The sequence below is a fragment of the Litoribaculum gwangyangense genome (assembly GCF_039543505.1).
Classification (GTDB): Bacteria; Bacteroidota; Bacteroidia; order Flavobacteriales; family Flavobacteriaceae; genus Litoribaculum; species Litoribaculum gwangyangense.
The window spans coordinates 79,788-99,102 of sequence record NZ_BAABJW010000005.1 but is presented as its reverse complement, the minus strand read 5'-3'; the positions used below and the strand labels follow the sequence as shown (position 1 = coordinate 99,102).

Here is a 19,315-nt window from a genome sequence, read left to right as displayed (position 1 = left end):
TCAAAATAAAACTGACAATTCGTCTTTTGATGTTTTGTTTAGTACTTTTATAACAAAATTAGCGTTGATAAAGAAACTACATGAAGAATAGCCTACTTCTTTTTATATTGCTATTTGTATCTGCTTTTGGGTTAACACAAGAGGCTGATAAGGTTTTGGGGGTTGTTGTAAATTCTTCGGATGACACCCCTTTGGAAAGCGTTAATATAGTTAACCTTAATCAAGTTATTGGAACCACTACCAATAGTAAGGGTGAATTTGCCATTTCAGCGAAAGTAAATGACACGCTTCACTTTTCTTATTTAGGATTTAAATCTATAAAAGTTAGGGTAACTAATGACTGGTTAAAGTTTGGAAGTTCTAAAATAGAATTAACTGAATTGGCTTTGGCTTTAGAGGAAGTAGTAGTAAATCAATTAAAACTAACGGGCTATTTAGAGGTAGATATTAAGCAAGTTCCTGCACCTAACGATAATTACCGTTACAGTATTTCTGGCTTACCAAGTAAAGGTTATGAGGCTGGAAAAACCTCTGGCTTAACTAAGGTTATAGGTTCCATATTTAATCCTGCTGATTTTCTTCACCGCATGTTTGGAAAAAAACCCAACGAATTGCGTAAACTAAAAAAGATGAAGGAAGATGATGAGATTAGAAATCTTTTAGCTTCACGTTTTGATAGAGAAATGCTTACCGTTTTATTGCAAGTGGATCGCGTTGATTTGGACGAAATAGTAAATCAATGTAACTACTCAAAAGGTTTTATACAATCAGCAAACGATTTACAAATATTGGATGCCATTAGCGAATGCTATGAGGAATACAAGCTTTTGAGCAGGGGCAGAAGCAAGCGATTATAAATATTAATTAAAAGAATAATAGAACTGTATATCCTTTTGTTTAACTATTCAGGCTGATAAAATCGCTCTACAATTTCATCATAACTTTTTATAGTTTTCTTGCACCAATCTAAACGTTTGCAATTTATTTCGTTTTGTGATAAATGCCAATCTATATCTGTTTGTCTCAATTTAGTAGTAACATATTGTAAAATAATGGCTGCTGAAACTGAAATATTCAAACTCTCAGTAAAACCAACCATAGGTATTTTTAAAAAGCAGTCAGCATTGTTTAAAACGTCTTCTGATAATCCCTCGGTTTCCCTCCCAAAGAAAAAACAGGCTTTTTTAGTAACATCAAAATGATGAAGTTCACAGTTATTAACATGCGGCGTTGTAGCTACTATTTGATAGCCTTTTTGTTTTAAATCGTCTATACAATTTTTCACCGTATGGTACCTATTTAAATCGACCCATTTTTGGGCACCCATAGCTATTTCCCTGTCAATACGTTTGGTGTTACGCTCTTCAATAATATTTACCTCTTGTATTCCAAAAACATCACAACTACGTATCACAGCGCTGGTATTATGCAATTGGTAAACATCCTCTGTGGCTACTGTAAAATGTTTTGTCCGCTGTGATAAAACCTTTGAAAATTTTTCCTTTCTGGAAGGTGTTAAATATGTTTCTAAGTGCTCAAGAAGTTTGATATCTATCATAATTCAAAATTAAGAAATGTCATAACGAGGTACAACGTAAGGTGATAATCTTTTTATCTAAATTCTGTTTAAAATTGGCACAGAACACAAAAATTGTAATTCGCAATGATACTAAAGTTATTATATTTATGAAATGAAACACCTAGTTGTACTTACAGGCGCCGGCATGAGTGCCGAAAGTGGCATAAAAACCTTTAGAGATGAAGATGGCCTTTGGGAGGGCCATGATGTGATGCAAGTAGCATCTCCAGAGGGGTTTAGAGCTAACCCACAATTGGTTTTGGATTTTTACAACCAACGTCGTCGCCAACTTTTAACCGTAAAACCCAATATGGCGCATTATGATTTGGCTAACTTAGAAAGCCAATTTAAAACAACTATAATCACTCAAAACATTGATGATTTACACGAACGTGCTGGCAGTTCTCATGTTGTTCATTTACATGGGGAATTATTTAAGGCTAGAAGCACCTTTGATGCTCATGATGTTGTGGAATGGAAAAAGGATATTATTCTTGGCGATGTATGTAAAAAAGGTTACCAGTTACGCCCACACATTGTATGGTTTGGTGAGGAGGTGCCTATGATTGAAAAAGCGGTTTCAATTTGTGAAACCGCTGATATTTTAATGATTATTGGTACCTCTATGCAAGTATATCCTGCAGCGAGTTTAATGCATTACGTACCACAAAAGACACCTACTTTTTTTATTGACCCGAAACCGAACATATCCAATCAAAAAAACCTAACAGTTATTGCCGAAAAAGCTACGGTTGGAGTTGAAAAAGTTATAGAAATGCTTCGTTATTTATAGGCATTTAGTATCTTCTTTAAGACCTTCCATTTTGTTTTTCGCGGTATTCTCAGTTACTTCCTCACAATACACATTATTAATTAAAACGCCCGTTTCAAATACTAGTTGAACATAAGTGATTTCACCAGGTTTTACGTCCACTTCAAATTTTTCAGCTTTTTCTTTTGATTTTTTTCCTCCAAATTGAACAGAACAACTATGAAGACCCACTGAAACTTCATGAAAAGAATATTTTTTGTTATTCAATTTACAAACAAATTCTTCGTCTATGAAAGTTTTAAAAGCCGAAGCCGAACCCGCAAAGCCTGTAGATCTTATAAAACAAATGGTACCTGTTTGTTCTTGACTTGTTTCAGAATCTTGGGCAGATAAATTTAAGGATGTAGAAAGCAATGCTACTGATAGCATTAATAAGAGTTTTTTCATAGGTTTTTTTGAGTTAAATATTAGGGCTCTAATATAATTTGCTGCCCAAATTAAAGCAACTTTTTTTAAAGAATTATTTGTTCTTCTCCTCAATCCATTTAGACATGTATTTTGTACTTTGAAAAGCATGGTATTGCAACATTTGCCCTGTGAAGTTATGGAGTCGTATTTTGTGGAGTTGTTTAGCTGTCTCTGTTATTACTTTTAAAAATTTGGCTTCAAATTCTGTCTTTTTAAATCGATTATTGATAATCACAAAACCATTTTGTTGTTTTTCTTTCCAAAGCATATCATCTTGATATAATTGGATAGCCTTATTAGCAAATTCCTTTGGATCATCTTCAACAAAACCGTTGGATTCCAGGTTTCCAAACATTCCTTCGGATGCTATGGTGCTCATAACACATGGTGTTCCGTTTTGCATCGCATCTACCAATTTACCTTTTAGGCCCGCGCCAAATTGTAATGGTGCTATACATATTTTAGCTTGTCGCATGACTAGGTTAACATCCTCAGTGAATGCTTTAATTAAAAAACCCGTCCTTTCATCGTGCAACTGATTCACTTTTTGGGAAGTGTAAGCTCCGTAAATATGTAATTCTGCTTTGGGCAATTGCTTTCTAATTAATGGCCAAATTGATTCTTTTAAATATAAAACCGCATTAAAATTGGGTTCATGTAGAAAATTTCCGATACTGATAAAATGTTGTCTTTGGCTAAATTTTGGCAAATTCTTAATGATTTCCTCAGAGATCTCATCCAACATAAAAGGTAGATATAGCAATAAGCTTTTGTCCACTTTAAACTGATTTATTAGGATTTCCATTTCAGCTTCTGAAATAATCAAACTTAAATCACACCTGTAAATACTTGCTATTTCCCTTATTGAAGTGTCGTTGAATAAATAAGATCTATCAAACGGTTTATTATCCTTAAACGCTTTCTGCCTCCCCTTTCTTAAACCATGTAAATCTTCGGTATCCAAAATTCGTATGGCATTTGGGCATTGTTCCGCGACACGCCATCCAAATTGTTCCTCGGTCATGAAACGGTCAAACAGCACGATATCTGGGTTGAGTGCTTTTATAAAATCATCGAAACTGGAATTATTCAGATCTATATTGACTTCTGAAACCCCAATGGATTCCAGATTAAAAGCATTATTGGTTTTGGAAGTTGTCGTAGCAAAAGTAATAGTATATCCAGCATTAATAAAGGCATTAATTAACTGCATCATCCGACTTCCAGCGGCAGAACTTTTGGGTTCTGGCCATACAAAACCAATGATAAGAAGTTTCTTTGCCACTAATTCACTACTATTTACTCTGGTTTTGGTGCAAGTGCATACATTGTACGTACATTTTTAGCCCAATCTACCACAGATTTTATTTGCGCATCGGTAAGATTAGCTTCAGAATGCGTCCAAGTGTATGACTCCAAAGGCATTTCTTTTTCCTCAACCATTTCAATAAGTTCTTCAAATTTATGGTCTTTACGTTTTATGGAGCTTCCTTCCCAATTAGACACATTAAAATGCTTTTTACCATCTTTTATGTGCTCAGCTAACCAATAATTTACAGGCGTAATATTATTATACCAAGGATATCTAGTAACATCACTGTGGCAATCATAACAGGTTTCTTTCAAAATAAATTTAACATCCTCAGGTGGGTTGGTTTCTACCAAAAAAGGTTCAACAGAAGTTAAACTACCTTCGTTCTTTTCTGGTCCAAAAAACTGTGCGATTACAAACAAACCCACTAAGAAAAATATTATCTTTTTTATTAATTTCATTTTGAATAATTTTAGAGGCCTAAAAATAGACAAAAATATCATGACGGTTGAAGAATTTTATGAAGAATTAAGCCATGTGAATGCCTCCAGAGAAAGTAGATTGAAATATGCAAATAAGGTATTAGATGATAGGAGTTTGTTTCCTAGTCTTTTAGATATTCTATTTATGGCTGATGATAAAGTATCGTGTCGTGCTGCATGGGTTTTTGAGTTTGTTTGCACCCAACACATCTACCATATTATTCCTCATTTGGAATTATTTACAAAAAACCTTAAAAAAATACATTTCGATTCTGCCGTACGTCCCGTTGCAAAAGTGTGCCAATTAATTGCCAATACATATTGCGGAAAAAAACCAAATCCTATAAAAAAACTATTAACTCACCAACAACAGCAAAGAATTGTTGAAGCTGCTTTTGATTGGATGATTAGTGACCAAAAGGTGGCTGCTAAAGTTTATACCATGGAAACTCTTTATCTCTTTGGGACTTGTAATTACTGGATACATGAAGAGTTAGCTCAAATCATTGAGCAAGATTTTTACAATCAAAGTGCCGGTTATAAAGCCAGGGCAAAACATATTTTAAAAAGGATTAAAGCTAAAAATAAAAAGTAAAAATCGACACTACGTAACCTAGTCTTCCGTCTAAAAAAACTATCTTTGCATCTTTAAAAAACCATTTCCAATATGTCATTGTCTGCATTAAATGCCATCTCACCAATTGATGGACGTTACAGAAATAAAGTTAATGAATTAGCACGCTATTTTTCTGAAGAGGCTTTAATAAAATACCGAGTTTTAGTTGAAATAGAATATTTCATCGCGCTTTGCGAAATACCTTTACCACAACTTAAATCTGTTGATACTGGCATTTTTGATGGTTTAAGAGCTATTTACAAGGATTTTTCTGTAGAAGACGCTTTGGCTATAAAAAAAATTGAAAGCGTCACCAACCATGATGTAAAAGCTGTTGAATATTTTTTAAAAGAAAAATTTGATGTATTAGGGTTATCCCAATACAAAGAATTTATTCACTTTGGATTAACGTCACAGGATATAAATAATACTGCCATTCCCTTAAGTATTAAAGAAGGCATGAATGATATTTATGTGCCTGAATATTTGATTCTCTTAAACAAACTTAAAGTTTTATCTAAGGAATGGGCAGGTATTTCTATGTTGGCAAGAACCCATGGACAACCAGCCTCCCCAACACGCTTGGGTAAAGAAATTGACGTCTTTGTTGTACGATTGGAAGAGCAGTTTAATTTATTAAACGATATCCCAAGTGCAGCTAAATTTGGTGGTGCCACCGGTAATTTTAATGCACATCATGTAGCTTACCCTAGTATAGATTGGAAAGCTTTTGGAAGTTCATTTGTTCAAGAAAAATTGGGTCTACAACACTCTTTTCCAACAACACAAATTGAGCATTACGACCATATGGCTGCTTTGTTTGATACTTTAAAACGTATTAATACCATCATTATTGATTTAGACCGAGATATTTGGACCTATGTATCCATGGACTATTTCAAACAAAAAATTAAAGCGGGCGAAGTTGGAAGCTCGGCAATGCCTCACAAAGTAAACCCCATAGATTTTGAAAATTCCGAAGGTAATTTAGGAATAGCTAACGCTGTTTTTGAGTTCCTTTCAGCTAAATTACCCGTTTCCAGATTACAACGAGATTTAACAGATAGCACAGTTTTAAGAAACGTTGGTGTACCGTTTGCACATACTTTAATTGGGTTTAAATCTACCTTAAAAGGTCTTGATAAATTACTATTGAATGAACCAAAATTTGCAGAAGATTTAGAAAACAATTGGGCCGTTGTTGCAGAGGCCATTCAAACTATTTTAAGACGTGAAGGCTATCCAAACCCATATGAAGCTTTAAAAGGACTTACTAGAACTAACGAAAAAATCAATCAAAATTCTATTTCAAACTTTATTGATACTTTAGAGATTTCAAATACAATAAAAGAAGAATTAAAACGTATTACTCCTAATAATTATACAGGAATTTAAACTTCATGCTAAATAATAAACAATCTTTGATATCTACGGGCATAATGGGTGCGGGTCTTTTTGTTTTTGGAATCCTTGGTATTCTGGATAATTTTGTTGTTTTAACGATTCTTACACTAGTGTTTTTTGCTATTATTTTTAACTTGTTTTATATGTCTTCAAAATCAAAAGAACATCAAGAGAAACAAGATGAATTAAAATAACAAAAGCTTCCAAAAAGGAAGCTTTTTTCAATATTAACATTCACTATAAATTACTTAAAGAAATTCATAATGTCTTGTATTTGATTTTCATCAACATTTGCTTTTTGAAAAGCATCAATCAATGTTATCATTTTTTCTGGATTCATATTGTTACCTAAAATTCTAACAATACCAAAGCCCATATCTTCGGAGCTGCCAAAAACAATTACCTCATCAGCTTCATCATCATCGCCTACATATTTAACAAATATTTTATTTCCTTTATCACTAAATTCCATCAAATCGTTGTACTTACTGTCTTTTAAAATGGTTTTTACTTTCGCAACCTCTAAATTATAACTCTCTAAATCAGTTTCATTCGATTTATATCCTAAGAAATTTAATTTATTTACAGAATTATAGGCTTCTAATTGCTCTTCAGTAAAAGTTGATTTATCAATATCGACCATTGAAAGTGGTATATCTTGTGTAATAAAGTTTTTAGACTCTTGGTTGTCTACATAATAACGTTGTAAACTTACACCATCGCCACAGCTTGTTAAAAAAACTGTGGCTAAAAAGGTGCAAATAATGTATTTGACTGCTCGTTGCATGATTGATGTTTTTTACTTTTTCTTTTTATCTTTATCTAAATGTTGTCCACCTGGGATATTCATTTTAGAGGTAAGTTTAGATATTTCATTTAAGTCGATATCTCCAGTCATGGATACCACCACGGTTTCAATGCGACGTTGTTGACCATTGATTTCAACGCTTTCTTTCATAACTTTATCAATACCGTTTACGAATATTAAAAGTTCTTTCACATGGTCAGAATCTTTACCCTCCTTTACGTAAAAATTCACATTGGTACCATCATCCTTAACCTCCATAAGTTCTTCTAATGAACTCGATCTAGATTTTACCCACTTCGATATATCTGTAGCAATTGCCTTATTATCGGTTACAATCGTTTTAAAACTGGTGATACTTTTAACCATGTTCATATAAGCTTGTGCTTCGGCATCATCGGTATCAATACCTATTTTGGCAATCATTTGAAACATTTTTGGTTTAATGTTTACGTAAGTAACGTTGGCATCATCACTATACTTTTCAAAAATATCTTGTGCCATTCCTGCTAAAGGTAATAACATAACGGCCATTACCAATACTACTAATTTATTCTTCATTGTTCTTGTTTTTAATGTATTAGAATTCTTCATTGTTTTTTGATTGTTTAATTTTTAAAAATGATATTTTTTGTGTTTTCAATTTCGTTGAGATACCCTAGTGTAGAAGTTCCTTTATTAACTTCTTCCAAATATCCAACGGTTGAAGCACCTTTGTTAAAGCTTTCTGAAATCATTGCTAATGATTTTGTTACTTCGTCAAGTGCCTTTTCGGGCTCACTGTAAGTACCATAAGCATATTCTTCATAAGAATTAACTATAGGTTCTTTCAAATAAATCCCTAACATTAGAACAGCTACTGCAGCTACTGAAATCCATTTATAGTTAAATACTTTTTTAGTTTTTAATGGAACGTCTTTAGTAAATTGTTCTTGCTGGTTTACCAAAAAATAGTCGAACATGGGTTTATACATTTCTAAATGTGGCGCAACCGTGTCGCTGGAAAAATAGTTTTTCAACACTTGCTCTTCTTTAAGGGATGTTTCCCCGTTTTCGTACTTTTCTAGTAATTTTTCTATGCTATTTAATACCATAATTATGAGTATTAGTTAATTTTTCTCTAATTGTTTTTCTGGCTCTCGATAAGTTTACTCGAACTGCTGTTTGGTTCATATCCAGCATTTTAGCAATCTCATCATAATCATATTCTTCTATATCTCTAAGTTGAATAATCATTTTTTGTTGTTCAGGTAAATCTTCTATTATTTTTGATACCCAGTTTACACTATCATTTAACTCAACTTGCTTTTGTAACGACGTGTTTCCGTCTTCATAATTACTATGTACAATTTTCAAGTTTTGCGCTTGTTTAGATTTTAATTTATCAAAACAAAAATTCTTGGTCATTGTCATAGAAAAAGCCTCGACATTCTTGTAGTCCTGTATCTTCTTTTTGTTATTCCATAATTTCAACAGAACTTCTTGTGTTGCATCTTCAGCTTCTTCAGTTGATACCAGCAACCGTTTTGCTAAACGAAAGACTTTATCTTTAAAAGGCATTACAATATTTAAAAACTCCGCTTGAGTCATTCTTGGTTTGGTTTAGTTAAAACAACTTAGTTATTGCTGTTTGATATTACGACGAAACACAATCTTTTTTGTTACATCAAAAGTTATTTTATTTTTTATTGTACAATATTGTAAGTAAATTTAGGGTTTTAATGACTAAACTTTGAAATTTAATATGCTATGAAAAATTTTAAAGCCATCATCTTGGTCTTGTGCATCGGCTTTTCTACATTAAGTTGTTTTGAGGATAACGATGATAACCTAGTTTCTGCTAGTGAAATAAGTGATTTTGTCTGGAAAGGCATGAACGTTTTTTATTTGTATAAATCCCAAATTACTGATCTTGAAGATGACAGATTTAACTCAAATGAAGAATACGCCAATTACCTCAACTCTTTCCCATCTCCTGAAGATTTATTTGAAAGTTTAATATATGAAAGGCAAACCGTTGACAGATTTAGTTGGATTGTTGATGATTATATCGCGCTAGAGCTACAATTTCAAGGAACATCAGCAGTAAATGGTATGGAGTTCAGTCTCTTTTTGGCACCTAACAGCACCACACAATTAATAGGAGTTGTAAGATTAGTACTTCCCAACACAAGCGCGGATTTAAATGGTGTTGAACGTGGAGATATTTTTTATGCTATAGACGGAAATACTCTTAACGAAAACAACCTTTCTCAATTATTAAACCAAGATTCCTACACTTTAAATTTAGGTGTTTTTGATGATAAAGGGACACCTGAAAATACTGATGACACCATTGAACCCACTGGCGAAAACATTAATTTAACTAAAGCCATTTATACTGAAAACCCTGTTTATTTGTCTAACATTTTCAATGTTGGTGGTGAGAATGTGGGCTATATCATTTATAATGGTTTTACTGCTGGCTCAGAAAACGAATTAAATACCGTGTTTGGTAATTTTAAATCTAACAATGTTCAGCATATGGTATTAGACTTAAGATACAACCCAGGAGGACGTGTGGATGTAGAAACCTATTTGGCCAGCATGATTACAGGGCAATTTCCAGGTCAGGTTTTCACCAAGATTATTTATAATGAAAATTTCCAGTCTCAAAATGCTAGTTATACTTTTCAAACTCAGTTACCAAATGGCAATCCCATCAATAGTTTAAGTCTTAATAAAATATATGTGTTAACAACCTCTAGAAGTGCCTCTGCGAGTGAAGGCCTAATAAATGGTTTGGCTCCTTATATTGAAGTTGTTCAAATAGGAACCAATACCACGGGAAAAACACAGGCATCCAGAACACTTTATGATTCACCAGATTTCACAAGACAAGGGGTTAACCCTAATCACACATATGCCATGCAACCATTAGTTGCTAATGGTGTTAATAAAAACGATGAGGCGGTTCCCGGAACTGGTTTAGTCCCTTCTTTAGGTTTTGAATATCAAGAAAGGCCACTTAACTACGGGATTTTAGGTGATGTAAATGAACCTCTACTAGCCTTGGCTATTGCCGATATAGAAAATTCAACTGGTAAATTTTATCAAATAAAGAACAATCCTTTATCACCTTTAAAACTTATAAAAGATAGTCATGATTTTAGTCCGCACAAAGGCGGTTTGATAATCGATTAAAAGTAAAACTCAAAAAAAAGCCTCTCTGAAAGAGGCTTTTTTCTACAAATTGATATTCAATCCTAAACTGATATTTCTACCTTTGGTTGTATAACCTAATATTTCCAAATAATCTTCGTTAAAAATATTAGTAATACTAGTAAAAATCTTTACTTTATTCTGAACTAATTTATGATTGAAATATAAGTCAACCAAAGAAAACGACTCCAATTCCACATTTTCAAAGGTTGAAAAATCCAAATCGGTTCTACTTCCAATAAATTGGTAATTCAAGGATACAAAAGTATTTTCAGAAAAATTATACCCTAAACTTGCATTTACTTTGTGTTTTGGCAATCGCAAACGTTCACCGTCTTTAACTTCAATAAAAGTATAATTGGCTTGTAAGTCTAAATTTTTAATGCTGTTATATTGTGTTTCAAATTCAAAACCCTGTACTACTGCGTTTGCTGATGCATTCTCATAATTGGTTGTATATATAATGGTGTTTTCTTCATTTCTATTAAAATAAACACCATTAATTCTAAATCCATTTTTAGTATTAAACTCTAAACCCGTTTCTAAAGTTGTATTTTCTTCTGGTTCTAAATCTGGATTAGGTCCAAAAAAACCAAATAATTGAGACAAATTAGGCGCAATAAAAGAGGTTGCATAAGAACCAAATATTTTAGCATAGCCTTCTCTTACTTTAACATTATAGGATGGATTTAAGCTATAAACAAATTGAGAACCATACGCACTGTGATTGTTTAATCTCCCCCCTAGATTTAAATTTAATCCAAAATCTGAAACATAAACTACATTTAAATAAGGGTCAGTATTTTTAAAGGATTCATCGGTATTAAATAAACTCTGATATTTACCATAATTAACACCCATTATGGTGAAAAATTTCTCAGCAATCACATATTTATTGAACGCATCAACCACTATACTTTCTGCTTGATTCGTTGTGCTGAAACTTGAGATGGTTTCTCTATTAATTTTGGAAACAGCAGCACTAACTTGAAAACTTCCATTTTTATAATTAAACTTGGGTATTAGTCCAAATCGTGTTTGCTCGGAAAAATAAATGTCTTCTGTATCAGCAAAAACAAAAGTTGGTGGTGGAAATCCATCTATATCCGTTTTAAAATTATCAATACTGGCAAAACCTATTATTTCTAAATTATTAGAAACATTATAACCTAACCTTAAATTGGTATTATACCTAGAAAATGGATCCTTTTCTGGTTTATTAGATTTTGCGGCAGATAACCCATCGACATATCTATTTCCAAAACTAATAACATAATTAAATTTATCTAAAGTACCGTTTACAGATACATTGTTTGTAAAACTAGCGCCATCATAATTTAAATCATCTTGCGTTTGATTGGTACCGATTACAGTAGAAAAACTCCCAGAAACCGAATTTTTAGATGCTTTTTTAGTCGTTATATTAATAACAGCTGTCGCAGCAGCATTACCGTATAATGTACTCGCAGCACCCTTAATTATTTCAATAGATTCAACTGTATTTAAATCAAATAATCTTAAATCAAAATCATTAGAAACTAAAGAGGGGTCATTGACCTGAATTCCGTCAATTAAAATTAAAACTTGCCTGTTATTTCCACCTCTAATATAGTAGCCTAAATTATTACCTTCGGCACTTCTACTTCCATTAATCTCTATACCACTTTTAGTATTTATCAACTCTGAAATAGTTCGCCCCTGATTATTTTCAATCTCATTTTTAGATATTTTAATAACTGTTTTTCCAGAATTTTCACGTTTTAATTCAAAACGCGAATCGGTAACAACTACCTCATTGAGTTGTTGCACTTTTGTTGAATCTGTTTGTTTTTGAGCAAAGCCAAACATGGACATGCTGGAGAACAATACACCAAACACACTTGTTTTTTTGTTCATTTTAATGAATAATTACTCGAGAATCGCATGGATTATCATACGCAAACTTTTATCCCGAAAGTTTAACTTATATCTTTTGAAAATGGCAGGTCTCCTGACTTGCGTCTTCATGTTTGTCTTCCCAAAGAAAAATCTTCAGTGACTTTGAAGTGTAACATGAAGCTTTTTAGCTTACAGTTGCGGGAACAGTTCTGGAATTTAACCAGATTCCCTTTTAATCCATTTAATTTAAAAATCAAATGAAACCAAAATTCTTGGCAAATGTAAACATCATTTTTATTTTAATGTTACAACTATTAGTATTATTTTTGAGGTATAAAAAAAATAACATGACTACTTTACTTAGTAAAAAACAAATCGTTATAATTTCATTCGTTTTAATTGCTGCAATAATCCGTCTATTTCCCCATTTACCCAACATGACTCCGATAACGGCTATGGCTCTTTTTTCAGGAGTTTATTTTACTGATAAAAAATACGCCTTTACGGTTCCTTTGTTGGCTATGTTTTTATCCGACTTGTTTTTAGGCTTTTCAACCATTTCCATATTTGTTTATTTGGCATTCATTTTAGTGGGTTTCATAGGAATAAAATCCAAAAAAATTAGTGTCACGAGTGTATTAATTTCCAGTATCAGCTTTTTCATTATTACCAATTTTGGTGTTTGGTTAATCGGCTACCCTAAAACCATGAATGGGCTATTGGAATGTTATACTTTGGCTATTCCGTTTTTTAGGAATTCATTGATAGGAGATTTTCTTTTCTCGGCTATTCTTTATTTTGGCTTTGAGTTTGTGTCAAAAAAATATTTAAAAACAGCATAATCTTAATAGGTAATACGTTAATAAAAAACGCTTTTTTAAGCGTTTTTTTTATTTATTAAAGTGTAATTTTATAGTTCTTAAATTTTAGTTTCATTAATATGAACGACAATATTATTCTTATTCTTACAATCTTAATTTTTACAGCCATTGGTTTTATTTTAGGAACTTATTTCACTAAACTTAAAGGCAAAAGTGAAAAAAGCACTTTGGAGGAACGTCAAAACCAAATGGGACTAACCATTGATGAATTAAAACAAAACATAAATAAGATAGAAAGTGAACGTGAGGAAATTCGTCGTGAAAAAGAGTTTTTAAATTCCGAATTAACAAGGAAAAATACTGAATACGAGAATCTTCAACAGTTAAATCTCAAGAGAGACCAAGAACTGGAAGAACGGCAAGAACAACTCCGTAAAGATTTTGAATTATTGGCCAATAAAATCTTGGAGGAAAAGTCCAATAAATTTACTGAGCAAAATAAAGAAAACATCAAAAACATTTTAAATCCGCTTCAAGAAAAAATTAAAACCTTTGAGGAAAAAGTAGATTTAACCCAAAAGGAAAGTATTAGTATGCACTCTGCTTTAAAAGAGCAATTACTGGGTTTAAAAGACCTAAATCAGCAAATGACCAAAGAGGCCACCAACCTTACGCGCGCACTGAAAGGCGATAGTAAAATGCAAGGTAACTGGGGAGAATTGGTTTTGGAACGCGTTTTGGAAAAATCTGGTTTAGAGAAAGATAGAGAGTATTTTGTACAACAAAGCTTTACTCTGGATAATGGCTCTCGTGTTTTACCCGATGTGGTTTTGCATTTGCCGGACGGTAAAAAAATGATTATTGATAGTAAAGTATCTTTAACAGATTATGAGCGCTTGGTAAATGCCGATGACGATGATAAACCTCAGTTTTTAAAAGCTCATGTAAACTCAGTAAAAAAACATGTGGACCAACTTTCAGAAAAAAATTATCAAGATTTATATGATATAGAATCACCAGATTTTGTGCTGATGTTCATTCCTATAGAACCTGCTTTTGCCGTCGTAGTCAATGAGGATAATTCAATATATAACAAGGCGTTCGAAAAGAATATTGTAATTGTAACCCCTTCTACCCTATTAGCCACTTTACGTACCATTGATAGTATGTGGAACAACGAAAAACAACAACAAAACGCTATTGAAATTGCTCGACAAGCAGGTGCTTTATACGATAAATTTGAAGGCTTGGTAAACGATTTAACGGGTGTTGGTAAAAAAATTGATGCCGCAAAAAGTGATTATTCTGCAGCTATGAACAAATTGGTTGAAGGTAAAGGCAACCTCATTACCAGTGTTGAAAAACTCAAAAAAATGGGTGCCAAAGCTAAAAAAGCGTTACCAGAAGCTATTATAAAACGTGCTCAAGAAGACGAATAAAATCAGTTTTATGTTTAAACAAATTAAAGATTCACAAATTACCATTTCACAACTGATGTTGCCATCACATTCGAATTTTAGTGGCAAAATACATGGTGGTTTTATTCTAAATTTAATGGATCAAATTGCATTTGCTTGTGCTTCTAAACATTCAGGTCATTATTGTGTTACTGCTTCTGTGAATAAAGTAGATTTTTTAAATCCCATTGATGTTGGTGAATTAGTTACCTTAAAGGCATCCATAAATTACACGGGTAGAACCTCTATGGTCGTTGGGGTTCGTGTGGAATCAGAAAATATACAAACAGGGAAAGTTAAGCATTGTAATTCCTCTTATTTTACTATGGTGGCGAAAGATGAAGACGGAAATAACGTTCCAGTACCAGGAATTATTTTAAACACAGAACAAAGTGTAAGGCGTTTTGCTAGAAGCATCACCCGACAAGAACAAGCTAAAAATAGGAATTCCAAATTTAAACCGTCTGAGTTTAAAATAGAAGAGCATTTAGAAGCTTTAAATGAACATAATGTCAAAATTGAGCTTTAAAAATGCACCCTGAAAACAGCATTGGGTGTTATCCCTAAAGAACTTTGTTGAGTTTCAATAATATTTTCATTATTTACGCGATAAAAATTATTGATTTGGTTTTCTTTATCTAATACATTCCAAACTGATATCCCTAAGTTAGCTTTAGCTTTTTTATTCAATTTGAAATCATAGATAGCCGAGATATCCAAACGTGCATAATCTATTAAATTTGAAGCATTAGTAGAGCCGAAGTTGACTTCATTATCTACTATTTCATTCCCTAAAACGGGTAAGGTTATTGGTTTACCAGAGTGCCAATTCAAACCTGCTGACAATTTTAAATGATTCCATTTATAAGCCGTTCCTAAAGTGATTGTTTGAATTACATTATAATTGCTCGGAAAAAAATCATCTTCTAAATCCTTAAATAAATACCTATTATTCATATACGAATAACTTAACCATGAATTAAATTTATTGAAATGTTTTCGGATTAAAACATCAATTCCGGTTACATTATATTCCCCATTACTCTTTACAAATTCATATTGATTTTGGAAACCCTGACTTTGCGTAGTTATGCCATTTACCATTTTATAAAAACCTTCAATTCCGAACAACCAACCAATGTTGTTATAGTTCAATCCAATAGAAATTTGCTTGCTGGTAATGACCGGAATGTCACGATTATTAGACAACTGCCATCTGCGTTTTTCAACTCCTAGAAAATCATTTTGAAAATTGATAACCTGAGAAGTATTTTGATGCTTGAATTCACCCTGAATATCCAGTGAAAAATGATTTAAAAATTGATGATTGAAACTGAGTCTTGGTTCCCAAATAGATTTATTGAATTTACTGATGTAATTATACCGAACCCCTAAATTCAAATTGGTCATGTTATCCGGAGACCTATAAGCAATTTGTGAAAATACACCATGGGTTCTTAAAACTTCAGAAACTAAGTTCCTAAATCTTGGAATATCAACATCATCTAAATTGGTAACCTCGGTTTCTATAAATTGATACCCTAACAAAAACTGTAAAAGCTCATTTACCTTATAGTTAGATTTAAGTTTCACACTCGTTTCAGAAACTATATTTTCTTGCAAAAAACGTTGTGCGTCTAAAAGATTTACATTAATCGCTTTTAACTTATAGTCCGTTTCATAAATCTCTAATGCCGTTTTAAAATAGTCATTCCATAATCTGTCATAATGTAATGCTCCAGCAATACTGTTTTGATTTAACCTACTTTCTCTGGACGCTTCTTCACCTTCAACAGTAGCGTTTTCATTAAATTGTAATTGGTTATGTACATTGATAAAATTGAGCTGGATATTATCTTTGTCGCTTAATTTATAAATCCATCTTAATGACGTGTCATAAAAATCGAATTCTTCATTGGTATTAGTTAAGGAACCTAAATTTGAAGATATTTCGGTATTTTGTGAAATCCTATCAAAGAAAGCATTATAAGTTGGTGTTTCCAAAAAATCATTTATAGATTTTCTGGCTGCAATTTGAACCGATGACACATCGCTTAGTGGAACATCAAAAAATCCACTAAAATCCGTTAAATTAATTTCTGCAACACCCTTAAAATTGGTGTTAATATTTTTATTGGTTTGCATTGATATTGTACCAGAAACACCATCTGAATAACTAACATCTGTTCCATTTTTTCGTAAGGAAACTTTTTGGGTAATCTGTGGGTTATACATAGAGATAAGTCCAAAAAAATGACCAGATTGGTACATTTTAATGCCATCCCAGAGGATTAAATTTTGATCGTGTGCGCCTCCTCGAATATTAATATTTGAAACCGTTTCGTTGACGCTTTGTATCCCAGGAAAAGCTTGAACGGATTGCAAAACATCATTATTGATTAAACCTGGCAATATTTCAAATCTCGAAAAATTGATTTCATAAGAACCATTATTAATCTTATTAATACCATTTGTGATGTAATTAGAAACGACAATCTCGGAAAGTAATTGAACATTGGGGATTAAAAAAATATCGTCGCAATTGGTTGTTGATAAATCCTCGAATTGCTTTAAGATGGTTTTATATCCTAAAAATCGAATGGTTATGGGTTTAGAAATATGATCTATTTTAATCTCAAAAAAGCCATCTTCATTTGTTATTGTTGAATTATTCCCTGTTTGGATTGTTGCTCCAACAAGGGGTTTTAAGGTTTCATTATCTTTCAGATAACCACAAAAAGTCATTTTTTGAATTTTGGGACTTACCAAAATAATCCCATCACCCATCATTGAAAAGGTCAAGCTTGTTGTAGTTTCTAAATAATATAGAATGTCTTTTAATTTTAAATTTTCAGCAGGTGGTTCTAAAAATACACCTTCAATGGAGTCTTCAGCATAATTAAATTGAACCTCATACGCTTTTTGTATAGCGTTTAGAATATAAACCAATGGTTCTTGTTTTTCTGTATTTTGTGATTGAGCAACAGAAAAAACAAAAAGTATTAAAAAAAAAGTGATGTTTTTTTTAATGCTTACTTCCATGAATAATTACCAGTTTTGAAGAACTCAATTCATAGGTCATATTCATGGGCTGGGTGATAGCAATCAGCGCATTTTCTAAATTATCATTCGGAAACCCGCCAGTGAACAATCTGTTAGCATCTATGTTTTTAATAATAACCTCTATGTTGTACTGTCTTTCTAATTCTGATAAAACTTCTTTAACTGGAATGGCATAAAACTCACTAATATTCTGTTGCCATTTTGGTGAATTTGACAAAACTTTTCCTTCATAAAATTTACCCTCTAAAATTTGAAAAATATCACCCGCCACTAATTGCCTTTCAATAGAATCGGAAACTACTTTTACGATGCCTTCAAAACATTTAACTTCAAAGTAATTATTGCGTTGTTTCACATTAAACGCTGTACCAACGACGGTAACCACACCTATTTTAGTGTTAACATCGAATGTTTTCCCTTGTTCAACTTTAAAATAGGCCTCACCATCTAAAGTTAATACTCTATTATTCTTCCAGTTTTTATCGTTGTATTCTATTGAAGATAAGGCATTCAATTCAACTATTGAGTGGTCTGGAAGCTCAATAGTAGCTTTTTGACTGGCTAAAGTTTCTATATGAGTATGATGGTTTGCAAAAAATGTAAAATAGATTCCCAAACTGACAACCAAAACACCAGCAATTCTTAAAAAAGGAGCTAACTTATTAAATTTCTTGACCTTATTTTTTGACAATTCATATTGACTCTTAAATATGTTGAAATCTTTTAAATTATCAAAATGAGATGCCTTGAAATGTCTAGCATTCTCCACGATTAACTGGTTTAACTCTGCATCATCTAACTTATCAAATGCCGTTTTTTCATCATCAGTAAGCGCTTCATTTAACCATTTTTGTATTAAGTATTCTTTATCCATGTATACTAATTGACTTTTTATTTATAACAACTTAAACCTTAAATCTCCCGATTATTTTATTTTAAAGCCATCCAATTCTCTTTTCAAAATAGTAAAAGCACTGTAAATCCTATACTCTACAACTTTTTGGGTAACTCCCAAAAGCTCGGCAATCTCTGCGTGCTTTTTGCCCTCAACTTTATTTAATAAAAAAGCTACGCGTTGTTCTTCGCTTAACGATTGTAAGACCTTCTGGTAGCGTTGTAAAAACTGTTCTTTCTCCAAAATAAATTCGGGGGTCTCATTTGTATAACTTTTTGGGTTTTCCAAATGGTATTTTAGCACTACTTTTTGATGCTTTATTTCATTCAACATTAAATTGTTAGCTACCGTATATAAAAACGCCTTTGCTTTGCTCAAAGTTACATTTTTACAGTTATCCCATAGCTTTACAAAGGCATCTTGAGCCTTGTCTCCAGGATTATATTGCGCTCCATATTTATAGTATAAAAAGTTTTGAAGGTCTTGGGCGTACTTATTATAAATGCGCTCAAAAACAGCATCTTTACATATATTATCGTTAAGTTCTTTTGGCAATTTTAAA

General features: G+C 32.4%; 21 protein-coding genes and 1 riboswitch. Of the genes, 9 read left to right on the top strand and 12 right to left on the bottom strand.

The window, feature by feature from the left end:
* Positions 1 to 80 precede the first annotated feature (80 nt).
* Positions 81 to 857, top strand: a complete 777-nt coding sequence (locus ABD963_RS14135; protein WP_345277908.1) for a carboxypeptidase-like regulatory domain-containing protein — start codon at positions 81 to 83, stop codon at positions 855 to 857.
* 44 nt (positions 858 to 901) lie between these two features.
* On the opposite strand, the gene ABD963_RS14130 is transcribed toward ABD963_RS14135, so the two are convergent.
* Positions 902 to 1,558, bottom strand: a complete 657-nt coding sequence (locus ABD963_RS14130) for a TrmH family RNA methyltransferase (protein WP_345277906.1) — start codon at positions 1,556 to 1,558, stop codon at positions 902 to 904.
* Between the two features lie 133 nt (positions 1,559 to 1,691).
* On the opposite strand from ABD963_RS14130, the gene ABD963_RS14125 reads away from it, so the two are divergent.
* The gene (locus ABD963_RS14125) at positions 1,692 to 2,372 is read left to right on the top strand and encodes an SIR2 family NAD-dependent protein deacylase (protein WP_345277904.1); all 681 of its coding nucleotides are present in this window, start codon (positions 1,692 to 1,694) and stop codon (positions 2,370 to 2,372) included.
* Here the strand turns inward: ABD963_RS14125 and ABD963_RS14120 are convergent.
* The 3 genes from ABD963_RS14120 to ABD963_RS14110 all read right to left on the bottom strand — a co-directional run bounded on the left by ABD963_RS14120 (position 2,367) and on the right by ABD963_RS14110 (position 4,592).
* Positions 2,367 to 2,798, bottom strand: a complete 432-nt coding sequence (locus tag ABD963_RS14120) for a hypothetical protein (RefSeq protein ID WP_345277902.1) — start codon at positions 2,796 to 2,798, stop codon at positions 2,367 to 2,369. The genes ABD963_RS14125 and ABD963_RS14120 overlap by 6 nt on opposite strands.
* A 73-nt stretch (positions 2,799 to 2,871) precedes the next feature.
* The gene (locus ABD963_RS14115) at positions 2,872 to 4,104 is read right to left on the bottom strand and encodes a glycosyltransferase family 4 protein (RefSeq protein ID WP_345277900.1); all 1,233 of its coding nucleotides are present in this window, start codon (positions 4,102 to 4,104) and stop codon (positions 2,872 to 2,874) included.
* A gap of 14 nt (positions 4,105 to 4,118) precedes the next feature.
* Complete coding sequence (locus tag ABD963_RS14110; RefSeq protein WP_345277898.1) at positions 4,119 to 4,592, bottom strand: heme-binding domain-containing protein; 474 nt, start codon at positions 4,590 to 4,592, stop codon at positions 4,119 to 4,121.
* Between the two features lies 1 nt (position 4,593).
* Between ABD963_RS14110 and ABD963_RS14105 the strand changes: the two genes are divergently transcribed.
* The 3 genes from ABD963_RS14105 (at position 4,594) to ABD963_RS14095 (ending at position 6,827) form a co-directional block, all read left to right on the top strand.
* Positions 4,594 to 5,208 carry an adenylosuccinate lyase gene (locus ABD963_RS14105; RefSeq protein WP_345277896.1) on the top strand — a complete coding sequence of 205 codons (615 nt, stop codon included), beginning with the start codon at positions 4,594 to 4,596 and terminating at the stop codon, positions 5,206 to 5,208.
* Positions 5,209 to 5,280: 72 nt separating this feature from the next.
* Positions 5,281 to 6,624, top strand: a complete 1,344-nt coding sequence (gene purB, locus ABD963_RS14100) for an adenylosuccinate lyase (protein WP_345277894.1) — start codon at positions 5,281 to 5,283, stop codon at positions 6,622 to 6,624.
* Positions 6,625 to 6,629: 5 nt separating this feature from the next.
* Positions 6,630 to 6,827 carry a hypothetical protein gene (locus ABD963_RS14095; protein WP_345277892.1) on the top strand — a complete coding sequence of 66 codons (198 nt, stop codon included), beginning with the start codon at positions 6,630 to 6,632 and terminating at the stop codon, positions 6,825 to 6,827.
* 50 nt (positions 6,828 to 6,877) lie between these two features.
* Here the strand turns inward: ABD963_RS14095 and ABD963_RS14090 are convergent, their stop codons facing one another.
* From ABD963_RS14090 to ABD963_RS14075, 4 genes are read right to left on the bottom strand one after another with little or no spacing between them, the layout of a single operon-like run.
* A complete protein-coding gene (locus ABD963_RS14090; protein WP_345277890.1) occupies positions 6,878 to 7,420 on the bottom strand; it encodes a DUF4252 domain-containing protein in 543 nt (180 codons plus the stop codon).
* A 12-nt stretch (positions 7,421 to 7,432) separates the two neighbouring features.
* Positions 7,433 to 7,999: a DUF4252 domain-containing protein gene (locus tag ABD963_RS14085; RefSeq protein WP_345277888.1), complete on the bottom strand. Its 567-nt coding sequence runs from the start codon at positions 7,997 to 7,999 to the stop codon at positions 7,433 to 7,435.
* 47 nt (positions 8,000 to 8,046) lie between these two features.
* Positions 8,047 to 8,532 (bottom strand): hypothetical protein, encoded by a 486-nt coding sequence (locus tag ABD963_RS14080; protein ID WP_345277886.1) that lies wholly within the window; start codon positions 8,530 to 8,532, stop codon positions 8,047 to 8,049.
* A complete protein-coding gene (locus tag ABD963_RS14075) occupies positions 8,519 to 9,028 on the bottom strand; it encodes an RNA polymerase sigma factor (protein ID WP_345277884.1) in 510 nt (169 codons plus the stop codon). Before ABD963_RS14075 ends, ABD963_RS14080 begins: the two co-directional genes overlap by 14 nt.
* Positions 9,029 to 9,187: 159 nt before the next feature.
* On the opposite strand from ABD963_RS14075, the gene ABD963_RS14070 reads away from it, so the two are divergent.
* The gene (locus tag ABD963_RS14070) at positions 9,188 to 10,621 is read left to right on the top strand and encodes a S41 family peptidase (protein ID WP_345277882.1); all 1,434 of its coding nucleotides are present in this window, start codon (positions 9,188 to 9,190) and stop codon (positions 10,619 to 10,621) included.
* Between the two features lie 42 nt (positions 10,622 to 10,663).
* On the opposite strand, the gene ABD963_RS14065 is transcribed toward ABD963_RS14070, so the two are convergent.
* The gene (locus ABD963_RS14065) at positions 10,664 to 12,535 is read right to left on the bottom strand and encodes a TonB-dependent receptor plug domain-containing protein (RefSeq protein ID WP_345277880.1); all 1,872 of its coding nucleotides are present in this window, start codon (positions 12,533 to 12,535) and stop codon (positions 10,664 to 10,666) included.
* Between the two features lie 67 nt (positions 12,536 to 12,602).
* Positions 12,603 to 12,800: riboswitch (cobalamin riboswitch) on the bottom strand.
* Between the two features lie 64 nt (positions 12,801 to 12,864).
* Between ABD963_RS14065 and ABD963_RS14060 the strand changes: the two genes are divergently transcribed.
* The 3 genes from ABD963_RS14060 to ABD963_RS14050 all read left to right on the top strand — a co-directional run bounded on the left by ABD963_RS14060 (position 12,865) and on the right by ABD963_RS14050 (position 15,324).
* A complete protein-coding gene (locus ABD963_RS14060) occupies positions 12,865 to 13,359 on the top strand; it encodes a DUF6580 family putative transport protein (protein ID WP_345277878.1) in 495 nt (164 codons plus the stop codon).
* Between the two features lie 98 nt (positions 13,360 to 13,457).
* Positions 13,458 to 14,777: a DNA recombination protein RmuC gene (locus tag ABD963_RS14055; RefSeq protein ID WP_345277876.1), complete on the top strand. Its 1,320-nt coding sequence runs from the start codon at positions 13,458 to 13,460 to the stop codon at positions 14,775 to 14,777.
* Between the two features lie 10 nt (positions 14,778 to 14,787).
* Complete coding sequence (locus ABD963_RS14050; protein WP_345277874.1) at positions 14,788 to 15,324, top strand: acyl-CoA thioesterase; 537 nt, start codon at positions 14,788 to 14,790, stop codon at positions 15,322 to 15,324.
* On the opposite strand, the gene ABD963_RS14045 is transcribed toward ABD963_RS14050, so the two are convergent.
* Genes ABD963_RS14045 through ABD963_RS14035 form a run of 3 tightly spaced genes read right to left on the bottom strand, consistent with a single transcriptional unit; the run spans position 15,321 to position 19,308 of the window.
* A complete protein-coding gene (locus ABD963_RS14045; protein WP_345277873.1) occupies positions 15,321 to 17,837 on the bottom strand; it encodes a TonB-dependent receptor in 2,517 nt (838 codons plus the stop codon). The two genes, ABD963_RS14050 and ABD963_RS14045, sit on opposite strands and share 4 nt — an antisense overlap.
* Positions 17,821 to 18,732 (bottom strand): FecR family protein, encoded by a 912-nt coding sequence (locus tag ABD963_RS14040; RefSeq protein ID WP_345277872.1) that lies wholly within the window; start codon positions 18,730 to 18,732, stop codon positions 17,821 to 17,823. Before ABD963_RS14040 ends, ABD963_RS14045 begins: the two co-directional genes overlap by 17 nt.
* 51 nt (positions 18,733 to 18,783) lie before the next feature.
* On the bottom strand, positions 18,784 to 19,308 hold the full coding sequence (locus ABD963_RS14035; RefSeq protein WP_345277870.1) for an RNA polymerase sigma factor: 525 nt from the start codon (positions 19,306 to 19,308) through the stop codon (positions 18,784 to 18,786).
* Positions 19,309 to 19,315: the final 7 nt, after the last annotated feature.

Coding starts and splice junctions, on each gene's coding strand:
- ABD963_RS14135 (WP_345277908.1), top strand. CDS start 81: ATGAAGAATAGCCTACTTCTTTTTATATTGCTATTTGTATCTGCTTTT.
- ABD963_RS14130 (WP_345277906.1), bottom strand. CDS start 1,558: ATGATAGATATCAAACTTCTTGAGCACTTAGAAACATATTTAACACCT.
- ABD963_RS14125 (WP_345277904.1), top strand. CDS start 1,692: ATGAAACACCTAGTTGTACTTACAGGCGCCGGCATGAGTGCCGAAAGT.
- ABD963_RS14120 (WP_345277902.1), bottom strand. CDS start 2,798: ATGAAAAAACTCTTATTAATGCTATCAGTAGCATTGCTTTCTACATCC.
- ABD963_RS14110 (WP_345277898.1), bottom strand. CDS start 4,592: ATGAAATTAATAAAAAAGATAATATTTTTCTTAGTGGGTTTGTTTGTA.
- purB (WP_345277894.1), top strand. CDS start 5,281: ATGTCATTGTCTGCATTAAATGCCATCTCACCAATTGATGGACGTTAC.
- ABD963_RS14095 (WP_345277892.1), top strand. CDS start 6,630: ATGCTAAATAATAAACAATCTTTGATATCTACGGGCATAATGGGTGCG.
- ABD963_RS14090 (WP_345277890.1), bottom strand. CDS start 7,420: ATGCAACGAGCAGTCAAATACATTATTTGCACCTTTTTAGCCACAGTT.
- ABD963_RS14085 (WP_345277888.1), bottom strand. CDS start 7,999: ATGAAGAATAAATTAGTAGTATTGGTAATGGCCGTTATGTTATTACCT.
- ABD963_RS14080 (WP_345277886.1), bottom strand. CDS start 8,532: ATGGTATTAAATAGCATAGAAAAATTACTAGAAAAGTACGAAAACGGG.
- ABD963_RS14075 (WP_345277884.1), bottom strand. CDS start 9,028: ATGACTCAAGCGGAGTTTTTAAATATTGTAATGCCTTTTAAAGATAAA.
- ABD963_RS14070 (WP_345277882.1), top strand. CDS start 9,188: ATGAAAAATTTTAAAGCCATCATCTTGGTCTTGTGCATCGGCTTTTCT.
- ABD963_RS14065 (WP_345277880.1), bottom strand. CDS start 12,535: ATGAACAAAAAAACAAGTGTGTTTGGTGTATTGTTCTCCAGCATGTCC.
- ABD963_RS14060 (WP_345277878.1), top strand. CDS start 12,865: ATGACTACTTTACTTAGTAAAAAACAAATCGTTATAATTTCATTCGTT.
- ABD963_RS14055 (WP_345277876.1), top strand. CDS start 13,458: ATGAACGACAATATTATTCTTATTCTTACAATCTTAATTTTTACAGCC.
- ABD963_RS14050 (WP_345277874.1), top strand. CDS start 14,788: ATGTTTAAACAAATTAAAGATTCACAAATTACCATTTCACAACTGATG.
- ABD963_RS14045 (WP_345277873.1), bottom strand. CDS start 17,837: ATGGAAGTAAGCATTAAAAAAAACATCACTTTTTTTTTAATACTTTTT.
- ABD963_RS14040 (WP_345277872.1), bottom strand. CDS start 18,732: ATGGATAAAGAATACTTAATACAAAAATGGTTAAATGAAGCGCTTACT.